12 protein-coding genes are annotated in these 14081 nt (G+C 31.2%); 10 read left to right on the top strand and 2 right to left on the bottom strand.

Translation table 11 applies throughout. The features are described from left to right. Positions 1-244 precede the first annotated feature (244 nt). The 3 genes from FYJ83_RS13870 to FYJ83_RS13860 all read left to right on the top strand — a co-directional run bounded on the left by FYJ83_RS13870 (position 245) and on the right by FYJ83_RS13860 (position 2480). Complete coding sequence (locus FYJ83_RS13870) at positions 245-919, top strand: DUF2786 domain-containing protein (RefSeq protein WP_326828344.1); 675 nt, start codon at positions 245-247, stop codon at positions 917-919. A gap of 177 nt (positions 920-1096) precedes the next feature. After that, positions 1097-1963, top strand: coding sequence for a CPBP family intramembrane glutamic endopeptidase (locus FYJ83_RS13865; protein ID WP_154441450.1), 867 nt, complete (start codon positions 1097-1099; stop codon positions 1961-1963). Positions 1964-2339: 376 nt separating this feature from the next. After that, on the top strand, positions 2340-2480 hold the full coding sequence (locus tag FYJ83_RS13860; protein ID WP_154441448.1) for a hypothetical protein: 141 nt from the start codon (positions 2340-2342) through the stop codon (positions 2478-2480). A gap of 482 nt (positions 2481-2962) precedes the next feature. Here FYJ83_RS13860 and FYJ83_RS13855 read toward each other — a convergent pair whose 3' ends face one another. Further along, a complete protein-coding gene (locus FYJ83_RS13855; RefSeq protein WP_154441446.1) occupies positions 2963-4675 on the bottom strand; it encodes a sigma-54 interaction domain-containing protein in 1713 nt (570 codons plus the stop codon). Between the two features lie 219 nt (positions 4676-4894). Here FYJ83_RS13855 and FYJ83_RS13850 point away from each other — a divergent pair, with 219 nt between their 5' ends. From FYJ83_RS13850 to FYJ83_RS13830, 5 genes are all read left to right on the top strand, one after another. After that, entirely contained in the window at positions 4895-5674 is a 780-nt protein-coding gene (locus FYJ83_RS13850; RefSeq protein WP_154441444.1) for an SDR family NAD(P)-dependent oxidoreductase, read from the top strand. Between the two features lie 21 nt (positions 5675-5695). Next, the gene (gene gcvPA, locus FYJ83_RS13845; RefSeq protein WP_154441442.1) at positions 5696-7096 is read left to right on the top strand and encodes an aminomethyl-transferring glycine dehydrogenase subunit GcvPA; all 1401 of its coding nucleotides are present in this window, start codon (positions 5696-5698) and stop codon (positions 7094-7096) included. Positions 7097-7120: 24 nt separating this feature from the next. Further along, positions 7121-8683 carry an aminomethyl-transferring glycine dehydrogenase subunit GcvPB gene (gene gcvPB / locus FYJ83_RS13840; protein WP_154441440.1) on the top strand — a complete coding sequence of 521 codons (1563 nt, stop codon included), beginning with the start codon at positions 7121-7123 and terminating at the stop codon, positions 8681-8683. A gap of 15 nt (positions 8684-8698) precedes the next feature. After that, positions 8699-9817, top strand: a complete 1119-nt coding sequence (locus FYJ83_RS13835; RefSeq protein WP_154441438.1) for an ATP-NAD kinase family protein — start codon at positions 8699-8701, stop codon at positions 9815-9817. 124 nt (positions 9818-9941) lie between these two features. Then, on the top strand, positions 9942-11402 hold the full coding sequence (locus tag FYJ83_RS13830; protein ID WP_154441436.1) for a Na+/H+ antiporter NhaC family protein: 1461 nt from the start codon (positions 9942-9944) through the stop codon (positions 11400-11402). A 31-nt stretch (positions 11403-11433) separates the two neighbouring features. Here the strand turns inward: FYJ83_RS13830 and FYJ83_RS13825 are convergent, their stop codons facing one another. Then, entirely contained in the window at positions 11434-12495 is a 1062-nt protein-coding gene (locus FYJ83_RS13825) for an alanine/ornithine racemase family PLP-dependent enzyme (protein WP_154441434.1), read from the bottom strand. 413 nt (positions 12496-12908) lie between these two features. Between FYJ83_RS13825 and FYJ83_RS13820 the strand changes: the two genes are divergently transcribed. Together FYJ83_RS13820 and FYJ83_RS13815 are read left to right on the top strand one after the other, a co-directional pair. After that, the gene (locus FYJ83_RS13820) at positions 12909-13526 is read left to right on the top strand and encodes a DUF5052 family protein (RefSeq protein ID WP_154441432.1); all 618 of its coding nucleotides are present in this window, start codon (positions 12909-12911) and stop codon (positions 13524-13526) included. A gap of 45 nt (positions 13527-13571) precedes the next feature. Next, positions 13572-13997, top strand: coding sequence for an N-acetyltransferase (locus FYJ83_RS13815; RefSeq protein WP_154441430.1), 426 nt, complete (start codon positions 13572-13574; stop codon positions 13995-13997). Positions 13998-14081: the final 84 nt, after the last annotated feature.

Genomic DNA, 14081 nt, shown 5'->3' with positions numbered 1-14081 from the left:
GTTGTATATGTTGACTAATTGCTTCTTGAAATTTTCCTCATAATATTTTCTTGACATGATTTTCTCCTCCTAATATTATTATATCATGTTCGGAGAAAACCTGTCCTAACTAGTGTAACCTATCCAATACCGTATTATTCAAAAATGAATTCTGCGGTATTTTTGTGTTGTACTTCAAGCATTAATACATCTTGTGTTGTTTATGTGTAATAAAGGAGTGGTTAAAATAAATACTACTATAATTGTGAGGATAAAAAAATTATTAGCGCTTAGTGAAAGCTCAAATGAATATGAAGCCAAATCAGCAATGCTAAAAGCTCAAGAATTGCTAATAAAACATAAGCTTTCAATAAGAGAGGTTGAAGACTGCAATGATTTAAAAATAAATGTAATAGAGAATAAAACAAATATAACATTTACTAAAGCCAAATGGAAAGGTAGATTAGCATATGTAATTGCAGAGAATTTTGGATGCTATTCTTTTTTTAGAACTAATAGAACTCATACCATAACTTTTATGGGGAGAGATGAAGATGTTACTGTATGTACTATAGTATTAGAATATGCAATTGATTGTATAAATAGTGTTATAAAGAAACTCAGATATGAATATATAAAAGATGGATATTCAACAAAAGGCTTGGAGAACGACTATGCCTTAGGATTTATAGAAGGATTAAATAAGGCTTTTGAAAAACAAAAAGAAGCAAATCAAGAATGGGGGTTAGTATTAGTTAAAGATAAAGCTGTCATAGATGAATACAATAATAAAGAATTCAAAGGTACTATTAATACTAATACAAAATTTGAAGGTTTTAGAGATGTATATTATCAGGGCATAGAAGATGGAGAAAACTTTAGTATATTAGATAGGATTGCAGAAGAAGAAAAAAATTTGGAATTAGTTGTTTCTAAATAACTGTCACAAGCATTATATATAGAATAGAATGCTATTTGTGTGTAATTAAACCTTGAAAACTGAAGAGTACAGTATTGAAAATATAAGACGATATGGAATAATATGGTATAATTTTCTCATTAGATAAATTGTATAAGTATATTTATGTAGAATAAAAATGATTTATAGGAGGTCGTAATGGAGAATAAAGTTTCAATTAAAGAAGTAATGATTGCTATGTTAAGTATTTTTATTTTGATTGTATCGCAAATAGTAGCTAACCTAATAGGTAGTATTGCCTATGTTACTGCAATTCCAGATTGGATTGGTAACATTATATTTGGTATTGTTTATGTTTTATTGACATATTTTTTATTAAGGATTTTATGTACTAAATTTTTGAAAAGTTTTTTAGAGAATTATGGTATGGGAAGGCCAAAATTAAAACTGGTATGGTTAATCAGTGCTGTTTTGCTCCCATCAATAGTTTCAGTAGCATTACTATGTATGCCTGGAGAGTTAATAAGTAATTCTGTTTCTTTGTCTAAAGGGACGAATATCATCACAGCAGCATTATTCTATTATGGAATTGGTGCTGGTGTCGTTGAAGAAATGGTTTTTCGTGGTATTGTCATGCATACATTGGAAAGGAGATGGAATAAGGTGGTTGCTATTCTTATACCATCCATGGCATTTGGATTATTGCATTTAATAGGGAGAGAGATGAACCTCGTTAGTATTTTACTTCTCTTTGTAGCTGGCACCAGTGTTGGAATCATGTTCTCTCTTATTACTTATGAAAGTGGTTCCGTTTGGTATAGTGCAATCATACATGGTATATGGAATTGTATTATGATTGGTGGTGTTTTAAACATTGGACCAACATATGATAGTGAAGCAATTTTCTCATATGTTCTCAAATCAAAATCAATAATTATTACTGGTGGTGATTTTGGAATAGAAGCATCTATTGTTTCAATTGTTGGATACATCTTATTTTCATTATTGGCATTTTATTTGTGGAAAAGGAATCAATGTACATCAAAAAATAAACATTATATTTAATAACTATAAAGTAAAGTACTTTTTTATGTACCGTATTATTCAGAAATGAATTTTACGGTATTCTTATGTAGTATTTCCAGAATTAATACATCTTGTGATATTTGTGTGTAACAAAAGAGAGGTTAAAATAAATGTTATTATAATTTTAAGGATAAATCAATAATGCTAAAAGCTTAAGAATTAATAGTATGATTTAATAGAACTATATTGAACGTAAAAATAAGATGCTAGACATTAGTCAAGCATAGATTTTATGAAAGATATTTAGAATTAGTGCAGGAAATTTAGGAAGAAATCTCAAGTTTTTTATTTTTTGAAGGAGTTTTAAAACTTATGTAGAAGTATATAGGTAAATCTATATAAGGGGTGATAAATTATGTTAGAAGATTTATTGCTTATATCTAAGGATTTATTGTATTCTTTAGATACTATGAAATTTACAGAAAATGAAAGAAGCTACATAACTAGTGTATTGAAAAAAGTTATAGATGTATCGTTAATAGAAATAAATAAGTGAGGAATAATTAGGACCATATTGTCCTTATTATTTTGCTGTCAGAAAAATGCAGAAATATTTTATTAAACTTGATTAGAATTAATTTGTTTAATTCTATCCTATTCTATAAAAATGTGCAATTTACATAGTTTTAAATAAAGTGAATTTAATTTATTAAATAAAGTGTATCTGCGAATATTTAGTTGTTAAGTAGAATAGGGCTGCCATTGGCAGCCTTATCTGTCTTGAGCCTAGAATCTTCTTCCAAACATATCACAATTACAGAAGATTACTACTAATAGTAAAAAGAAAAACAATAAAGAACTATCTGTATCAGAACATTCCTCTCTTCTATTTAATATTTCGGTCATAAGGGCACCTCCAATTAATAATTATATTAAGTGGTTTCCACTCATGATATAATATGTAATGAAAGAAAGAAGTGTTAATTAATATTATATTGTTTCACACTACCCTTATGACCTAATGAGGTAAGGAGTATTCTATTTTTCTAAGCCGGCTATTTTTCTATATAGGGTTCTAATACTAATCCCTAGTTCTTCTGATGCTTTTTCCTTTCCGCTTAAATTCCAACCATACTTATTTAATGCACTAACAATTAAATCCATTTCCTTTTGTGCTATAGATTCTTTAAAATCAAATCTCTCTTTTGCAGTGAATTTAGCTATTCTATCAGGAAGATTATCAATTCCAATCATATCAGCTTCTTCCATATTAATTGCGTATTCTATGACATTTTCAAGTTCTCTTATATTTCCGGGCCATGAGTAGGATTTTAAAATATCTAAGGCTTCTTTTGAAATATCTTTAATATTTTTAAAAAGTTTTTTATTGTATTTATCTATAAAATGTCTAGTAAGTAACTCTATATCATCTATCCTTTTATTTAGTGGAGGTAAGCAAATAGGTATAACATTTAGTCTATAGAACAAATCCTCTCTAAACCTATTTTCTTCCATCATAGATTCTAAATCTTGATTAGTTGCAGCAATAACTCTAATATCTACAGATATAGGGGTAACACTTCCTAATCTTTGTATAGTACTTTCCTGAAGTACTCTTAGGAGTTTAGCCTGTAAATGTTCTTGTAATTCTCCTATTTCATCTAAGAATACTGTTCCACCGTTAGCTATCTCAAAAATTCCCAATTTACCACCTTTCTTAGCACCAGTAAAAGCTCCTTCTTCGTACCCAAAAAGCTCAGATTCAAATAGAGAGTCAGGTATATTTGCACAGTTTATTGAGACAAAAGGATTATCAGATCTATTACTTGTATAATGAATAGCCTTGGCTATCAACTCCTTGCCAGTACCAGTTTTTCCAGTAATTAAAACTGAAGAAGATGATGTTGATAATTTTCTAATTCTATTCTTTATATTATTGATTTTGCAATCATTAGTAATGATAGAATTTAAATAATCTTGATGTAAATATTGTTTAGATGGACCAACATCTTTTTCTAATTTAAGAAAATAGCCAATGATATCAAATTCTATTATTAAAGGTGTAATATGAATAATTCCTTGAAAACTTTCACTAACAGAATATTTCTTCCTAGGTTTACTAGTATTCAATATCCAATTACAAATGTTTTCAGGGAAAATAATATCTATAGTTTGAGTGTATAAATTACAATAGGAAAGTAGGTCTTCAAATTCTTGATCCCAGTGTACCAGAAGGCCATTTTTGTCTATTATTATATAACTAGAATTGTTTTCTTTAGTTATCTCGTGAATTACTTTATGTAACATTTGAATATTGTTATTTGAAATTTCATTTTGAGCAAACATAGAAATCAGTTGTGAAGTATTTTCTAAAACATTCATATAGTTACGTATATTTTCTTCAATCAAAGTATGTCCTTCTTGGGAAAAGGAAGTAAGGCTTAAAACACCTACAGGAATTCCATTTAATTTAATACAAGACAAAACTTCTATAGTGGAAGGACAATTATTTACAAATCTACATCCTATACAGGAGTTCATTAAGCCAGGCTTATTTACTATTACATTTCCTAGGTTCAAAACTTCTTCTATTGAAGCTGAGTGAACATTTCTTCCTTTTCTTTGCAAATAAATTTGTGTGCTACTTACTAATTCTGAGTTGGTATTAAATACGGCATACTCCATATTTGTTAGATTAGCCATAGTAGATATTATGTTTTCCAAACTAGGTTTAATATTTTTCAAATCCATATCTATCACCTCTTTGTCATAGTTGGCAATAATATGTTAATATTTGCCTTTAAAGACAATTAAATTATATCATATTAGCTTGACAAAGCAATGGATGATATGCAATATTCTGAATATTTCCTGTAATCATGGGGGTTTTGTGAAAAGAATTATTATTGGCATATTTTATGCAAGTATATATTGCTGAATGTAAAGGAAGATTAAAAAAGGAGGAAGAAGATGAATAATCCATTAGATTTAAAAGGTAAGGTAGCTATTGTTTCAGGTGGGGCTTCTGGAATAGGGTTAGCCACTGGAAAATTATTAGCAGAATATGGTGCAAAAGTTGTACTACTTGATGTAAATCAGCAAAGTGGAGAAAATGCAGTTATGGAAATAATAAATGAAGGTAATTTTGCCATCTTTAAAAAATGTAATGTAACCAATAATGAAGAGTGTAAAACTACTATTGAATCAATAGAAAGGGAATTTGGTAGAATTGATATATTGTTTAATAATGCAGGTGTTACAGTAAGAAAGACAGTGGTAGATTTGACTGAAGCTGAGTGGGATTTTGTTCTTGATGTAGGGCTTAAGGGAACATATCTACTTTCCAAGTACACCATACCCGTAATGGCAAGAGGTGGTGGAGGAAGCATAGTAAATACTGGGTCAGGCTGGGGTTTAAAAGGTGGAGATAAGGCAGCAGCATACTGTGCAGTAAAGGGTGGGATTGTAAACTTAACTCGTGCTATGGCAATAGATCATGGGGGACAAAATATTAGAGTTAATTCAATTAATCCAGGAGACACAGATACTGCTATGCTTAGGAGTGAAGGAGAACAATTAGGTTTTAAATCAGAAATAGATAAGTTTTTAGTTGATTCGGCTAAGGGAAGACCTTTAGAAAGGTTAGGAGAGCCACTAGATATAGCTAAAGCGGTACTATTCTTATGTAGTGATTTATCCAAATGGATTACTGGGACAGCTTTAGTTGTTGATGGTGGAGGGATTGCATAATAAAAATTAGGAGGTAGAAGTATGACAATTCGTGGATTTAAAAATCATCCTTATATTCCAAACTCTAATTTAGAAGTTCAGCAGGAAATGCTAAGGGAATTAGGATTGGAATCTTTAAACGATTTGCATGTAGAAATACCAGAAGAATTAAAATTAAAGAAGGCTTTGAATTTACCAAAGGCTTTTGAGTCAGAATATGAACTTAAAAGATCTATAAATAAAATAATGAATAAAAATATTTCAAGTAATGAATATATAAACTTTTTAGGAGCAGGATGTTGGCAACATTATGTACCTGCCGTATGTGATGAAATAAATAGTAGAGCTGAATTTTTAACGGGGTATGCAGGTGAACCCTATAATGATCATGGAAGATTTCAAACACTATTCGAATACGAATCTTTAGTAGCAGAACTATTAGATATGGATGTAGTTAATGTTCCAACATTTGATTGGGCTCAAGCTGCTGCTACATCCCTTAGAATGGCTTCAAGAATTACTAGGAGGTCAGAAGCCTTAGTTGTAGGAACTATTTGCCCTGATAGGCTAATGATAATACAAAATTATTGTGATCCAGGAGTTGAAATTAAATTAATTAATTTCAATAAAGAAACAGGGAGAATGGACTTAGAGGATTTAAAGAAAAACATTTCCAATAATACTGCTGCAGTATATTTTGAAAATCCATCATATTTAGGATTTTTGGAAGATCAAGGGGAAGAAATCTCAAAAATAACCCATGACAGAGGTGCAATTTTGGTAGTAGGCGTTGATCCAAGTAGCCTTGGAGTGTTAGCTCCTCCATCCCATTATGGTGCCGATATAATTTGTGGAGATCTTCAACCTTTAGGTATGCATATGAACTATGGTGGCAATCAGTCAGGGTTTATATCCACTAAGGACGAAGAAAGATTTGTAATGGAGTTTCCATCTAGATTATTTGGTATAGCTCCCACCATTAAAGAAGGAGAATATGGATTTGGAGATATAGCCTATGAAAGAACTTCCTTTGGTAACTTAAGGGAGAGGGGAAAGGAATATGTAGGTACTCAAACAGCTTTACTGGGTATTACTGCTGGAGTTTATTTATCTCTGATGGGACCTAAAGGAATGTATGAACTAGGAGAAAATATTGTACAAAAATCTTTATATGCTATTGAAGAACTATCTAAGTTAAAGGGTGTAAAAGGTTCTAGGTTTAATAATATTGGATTTAAGGAATTTGTTGTAGATTTTAATGACACGGGGAAAACTGTCGAAGAAATAAATGGGAAACTATTATTTAAAGGCATATTGGGTGGAAAAGACTTATCTGAGGAATTTCCTGAATTAGGGCAATGTGCTTTATATTGTGTTACTGAAATTCACTTAAAGGAAGATATAGATAATCTAGTGAAGGCTATTAGAGAAATCATAGAATGATAATCTATAGAAAGGATTGATTGAATGAAGCGAATAGTTAGAAATTCTAAGGTTAGAGATTTTCACCAAGCAAGATGGAATGAGCCAATAATATTTGAATTAAGTCGTAAGGGTGAGAGAGGGGTCTTAGTGCCAAAAGCAGAAGCAGATATAGTAAAGCAAGTTGGAGATGGATTATCTAAGATTCCTTCCAAAATGAGAAGAAATGGATTGCCTAACTTGCCGGAGATAAATCAAAAAAGGGTATTAATGCACTATTTGAGACTATCACAAGAAACATTAGGTGGAGATGTTAATATTGAAATCGGACAGGGGACTTGTACGGTTAAATATAATCCTAAGATTAACGATAAAATAGCAAATACTGAAAAGATGACAGCTTTGCATCCATTACAAGATAAAAGCACTGTTCAGGGGATATTGGAGATAATATATAAAACAGATTTGATGATGAGAGAAATATCAGGTATGAATTACTTCAGTTTTCAACCAGGTGGAGGATCACAGGCAACTATGTCTATGGCGTCCATTGTTAGAATGTATCATAGATTGAGGGGAGAAGAAGACAAGAGAGATGAAATAATAACAACTGTATACTCTCACCCTTCAGATGCTGCTGCACCAGCTTTAAAGGGATATAAAATAATTACAATTATGACAGATGAAAATGGTCAACCTGATTACGAAGCGTTCAAAGCTGCAGTTAGTGAAAGAACAGCTGCTTTCGTAGTAGCCAATCCTGAGGATACTGGAATTTTTAATCCTCGAATCAAAGAGTTCACGGATTTAATCACCAAAGCTGGTGGGTTAAATTGTTATGATCAAGCTAATGCCAATGGACTCTTTGGCATAGCAAGAGCTAAGGAAGCAGGTTTTCATATGTGTTACTTCAATCTTCACAAATCTTTCGGAACACCTCATGGATGTGGTGGCCCAGGTTCTGGTGCATTAGGAGTAATTGAAGAATTGAGAGATTATTTACCAAAACCCTTAGTAGAATTTGATGGAGATAAATATTTCTTGGACTATGATTTGAAAAACAGCATTGGAAAGGTAAAGTCATTCCAAGGTAGTCCTCAAGTTGTGCTTAAGGCATATGCTTGGATTATGAGTTTAGGAGCTGAAGGACTCTATGAAGTAGCTAAGATTGCATCTCTTAATAATATTTATCTAATAAAGAAATTATTAGAGTATAAAGGGTTAACAGTGCCATATAAAGTAGATACTCAAAGGATTGAACAAGCTAGATATACTATGGAAGAAATAACTAAGGATACAGGTATTACATCAGGGGACTTAGCTAGGAGGGTAATGGATTTTGGTATGCATATTTGGTCAAGTCACCATCCGTACTATATCCCAGAACCACTTACTTTGGAACCTACTGAAACACCATCTAAAGATGATTTAGATGAATATATAAAGACAATTCATCACATATTTGATGAGGCATATGAGAATCCCGAAATAATCCATAATGCACCACATAATAGTACTATTCATCAAGTAGATGAAACAAGCCTAGATGATTCGGAAAAATGGTGTCCAACTTGGAGAGTTTATCTTAGAAAGACAAAAGAAGATTAATATGGAAGTGATAGCATGAAAATCATAGGTCTAATAATTAATCCCATAGCTGGAATGGGTGGTAGAGTTGGACTAAAAGGTACAGATGGTATAGAAACTTTAAATAAGGCCATACAACTGGGGGCTATTAAAGAAGCCCCCAACAAAGCTATAAAAGCATTAAGAAAATTAGAACCAATAAAGGAAAAATTATTGATCTTAACTTCTTCTTCAGATATGGGTGAAAATCAATGTAAAGCTTTAGGTTTTAATCATGAAGTAGTATACAAATCAAATAAAATAACTGTTTTTTTAGATACTTTAAATGCAGCTAAAATAATGGAAAAAAGGGGTGCAGACTTAATTATTTTTGTAGGCGGTGATGGCACTGCAAGGGATATTTATAATGCTGTGGAAAATAGAGTTGTTACAGTGGGAATTCCTGCAGGGGTGAAAATTCAATCTCCTGTCTATGGAAATACACCGGAGTTAGCAGGGGAATTAGCTTTAATGTATTTAAAAGATGGTAATCTTCACATAAAGGAAGAGGAAGTCGTAGATATAGATGAAGAGGCCTTTAGAAATAATCAAGTTAGGACAAAACTTTTTGGATATTTGAAGGTACCTTATAAAAAAGAATGGTTACAAAACAAAAAGGCACCTACTCCTTTAGGGGAAGAAGAGAGTCAAAAGGCAATTGGATTAGACATAATAGATAATATGCTGGAAGATATATATTATCTAATAGGTCCTGGTACTACTACAAAGGCCATTATGGATCAACTTAACTTGCCTAATTCATTATTAGGTGTAGATATTATTAAAAATAAAACCATAGTTAAATTGGACTGTAATGAAAAAGATATATTAGATATATTAGGAAATAGTGTAGGAAAATTAATCATTACTCCTACAGGAGGGCAAGGTTATCTTCTAGGAAGAGGTAATCAACAAATTAGTCCAAAAGTTATTGAAAAAATAAAAAAAGACAATATCATAGTAATTTCTCCAAACTCAAAGATAGTTGAATTAAAAGGAAATCCACTTTTAATATATACAGGTGATGAAGCTCTTGATAAGAATTTGGAAGGATATTATAGAATTAAAATTGGATATGGAATGGACATAATGTATAAGGTTTCAGTAGGTCACTAATGAAACCTATTTTTCCATCTGCATTTTTCAGAATATTAAGAAGAAAATCAAGAAGTTAACAAATAGAATACGAGCCATATTTTTAAAAAATATTATCATTATTCCATAAGATAGGGGGAGAAAAATGATTTTTATTAAATTTTCACCAATAATCGTGATGGTAACTGCTTTATTATTAGGTATAGATGTAAAGGTTGCTGCTAGTTATGCAACTATATATGGTATTATAATAGCTATGCTAGTTGAAAAACGTAATTTTAAGGATGTAACTAAAGTAGTTTATGATGGTGCAGGTTCTGTAATGGAAGTCTATTTCATATTGATGTTTTCATACGCTATGGCTGAGGTATTTATGGCTACTGGTGTAGGAGCATCAATAATAAGAATTTCTCTACAATTGGGATTATCAAGTAAAACAGTTGCACTTGTCGGGTTCTTAGTTACATGCGTTTTATCAGTTGCAACTGGTACTTCATGGGGAACTTTTGCCGCATGTGCACCGATTTTTCTCTGGGCAAACCATATTGTGGGAGGAAGTGTTGCACTTACACTAGCTTCCATAGTTGGAGGATCTTGTTTTGGAGATAATATAGGATTAATTTCCGATACCACAATAGTGAGTTCAGGAATTCAGGAAGTAGGAATTGTGGATAGAATAAGGCATCAGGGGATATGGTCCATATTATGTTTAATTCTAGCAGCAATATTAATATATGTAACAGCTATTGGAATGCGGCTTCCAGATAACACCATTAGTGCAGCAGAAGCAATCAACCAAATACCGGAGGAAGCTTGGTTAACTTTAGAGGCAGAAAGACCATCAGCAGTTGCTCTTTTGAATCAAGTTAAAGATGGTGTGCCACTGTATATGGCCATACCTTTAGTCATTGTTCTTGTTGCTGCATTTAAAGGACTTCCCACAATTGTATGTTTACTTATAGGAATGATTGGAGCTTTTATACTGGGCAGTGTGGCTAAGACTATTGATTTTAGAACTTTAAGTGATCTATTATATATAGGATTCTCAGATGCAGGTAATAACTCTATATCAATGATGCTATGGGCCGTTGGTTTTGGAGCTGTTATGGGTATGATGAATGCATTTGAGCCATTATCAAGATTTATAATGAAAATATTGAGAAGTGTAAAACAATTAATGTTCTACAATGGTATACTATGTATATTTGGTAATGCAGCCTTAGCAGATGAGATGGCACAAATTGTCACTATCGGTCCAATACTTAAAGGTATGACTGATGAGAATGTAGAAGCCAGTGAAGAAGATATGTATAAATTGCGCCTTAGAAATGCTACCTTATCTGACGCAATGGGTGTTTATTCTGCTCAATTTGTACCATGGCATTGTTATGTTGTATATTTTCTCTCTATAGCCAGTTCTATATACCCACTTCATACATTTACTTTTGGTGATATTATAAAATATAACTACATGAGTATAATAGCAGTTGTATCTATACTTCTACTTACATTAACAGGAGCTGATAAGTTTATACCATTATTCGGCACACCAAGGGAACCACAAGTAAAACTAAAAGGCAAAAAAAATATAACTGTATCAGAATAATTGAAAAAACTAAAAGGCAAGATCTTGCCTTTTAGTTTTTTTCTACATACTTTGATGTTGTAAGGTCTAGCATGCCACCATAGTCCATATTGAACTCAATTATTGAACCTACTTGAATTTCTAGTTCACAATCCGTTACATCCAAAATCATATGGTCGCTGCTAGCACCTAATATCTTGATAGAACTGTCCATAGGTGAAATACCATCTAATCCACAATCCTGTTTACCTAAGGCTACAATTGCTCGCTTTCTATTCCCTCTATCTTGAAAATCTACTATTTTACCAAAAGCATCCCTTCCAATTTCCCCAATAGGACGAGATGGTTTTACTTTTAGTTCTATTACTTGAGTCTTAAGAACTATTGTATTTACTTCGGCTCCCGGAATAGACTTAAGAGTTTTAATATCAGTCCCAAGTAAAATTGCTTCACCTATACGTAGTTGGTTTATACCTAAAGCCATTTCTCCATTATCTAGTAAATCCAAATTAACGGTACTGCCCCCAGAAAGAGTTTTTAATTGAATTTTATATTTGCTTTCGATTTTGATGGCCAGATCTACTAATGTTTTGGTGTTTTCATAACTTGGTAATACACCACCATAACAACCTACATTTGCTCCAAGACCTTCTAACTCAATATTAGGGAGTTCTAATATCTTTTCAACAATATCCAATACATTTTCTGGAAGTACACCTTCCCTTAAATCTCCTACATCAACCATCAAAATTACCTTATGAACTTTATTAAGGATAACGGCTTTCTCTGATAATGCCTTTATTACTGTTAATTCGGAATTTAGACTGCCATAAGTAAATTTAATTACATTTTCGATTTCTGCCATCATGGGGATTCGAATAAGGTATATAGGTACATCTATTCCAGCATCTCGCATACTTATAATATTGATCATTCGAGAGTCCCCAAGCTTTGGTACACCACCATCTAACATAGCTTTAACTGCTGGGATAAATGCACAAATTCCTTTGGTAATACCCATTACTTCAATTCCGGATTTTTTGCAAATATTTACAACTAACTCTGCATTCTTTTGAATTTTCTTAGTATCTACATAGATTGAAGGCAATTGCATAGAATCACTCCATTTACATATTTATTTGATATATTCAATTAGATGCAATGTTTATGCCAATGGAAGTAATCTGGCGAACTTAATAAGCTATAATAAAAAGCCCATAAAATAGCAATCTATGGTATTATAAAAGATTATAGAAGATAGAGTATATAATATTAATCGGAATTATATTTTTACTTTGCCATAATTGTCAATATATCAATTGACTATGTCAAATAAATAATAGAGATAGGATGAAGAAATTTATTTACTAGATAGCTATAGGTAAATGCAGATGAAACAATAAATAAAAGTATTAGCATCATCCTATCAATAATTTTAATTTCATATATCTTTATATTAATATTATATTAATCTTATATGATTAAATTATGATATAATATTCTAAAATAATATAAAAGGAGACCGCAATGAAAAATAAAAAAAATATTAAATTGATTTTATTAGTTGTTTTAGGAACTCTTGTTATAAGTTTGTCTGGATGTGCCATAATTAGAGATAAGCTTGCCACAATAAGAGGAGATTTAATAGGAGTGCATTTTAATATATCAACATATGACCATTATGCTAATAAAACTCTATCATTAGAGGGAAGTAAAATAACAGTAGGATTGTTTGAAAATGATGCTAATAAAGATTTAGAGTCTACAGGATTTGGGTCTAGTGTATTGGAAATAACAATTAATGGAGATGAAATGTTACAAGTTGGGAATACAGTTATTTTTGCAGAAGATGGATTAGATATGGTAGAGGGATTTCAAGTTCCAACAGATATAAACGTAGAATCAGGAGGTGGATTTGTACCATTAGATAGGTATATAAATGACTTCAAGAATAAGATTGGTAAAGAAAAGACTGTTATTATATCAAGTCAAATGGGGATTCCAATAGGAGTATATCAAGGTAAAAGTGTATATGTAACAGTGCCAGATAATTTGCCTAAGATGACAAGATTAAATATAGATGGAAAAAGCTTATATATTCATAGAGCAAATTATATTATTATAGATTCTAATTTAATAAAATAAACTTTCTAAATTAATAGATTAGCGAGTTTTAAAGGAGTAAAGAAAATGATAAAAATTTTAGATATATCTAAAATGGATGATATAATGAAAATTTGGCTTGAAACAAATATTACTGCCCATGATTTTATTTCTGAAAATTATTGGAGAGATAACTATGATTTTGTAAAGAAAGTCTTACCGGAATCTACTGTATTTGTTTATGAAGAAGAAAATGAGGTAAAAGGATTTGTTGGTATTGTAGAAGATTCTTATATTGCAGGACTATTTATTGCAGAGGAATATCAGTATAGAGGAATAGGTAGTAAATTGATTAACAAGTGTAAGGAATATAATTCTACTTTAAAATTAGATGTTTATGGTAAAAATTTGAAAGCCATAAATTTTTATAAGAAATGTGGATTTAAAATAATAGAAGAAAGAGTAAATAATGAGACTAAGGAAATTGAGTACTCCATGATGTGGAATAAATAATATTTGATTAATTTTCATAGAATTGGATATTAATCAAATACGATACATAGATTAAAAATAAAACCATATATTTTAAAGGAGATG

Source organism: Tissierella pigra (genome assembly GCF_009695605.1).
Taxonomy (GTDB): Bacteria; Bacillota; Clostridia; order Tissierellales; family Tissierellaceae; genus Tissierella; species Tissierella pigra.
This window is presented reverse-complemented; position numbering and strand designations above follow the sequence as displayed.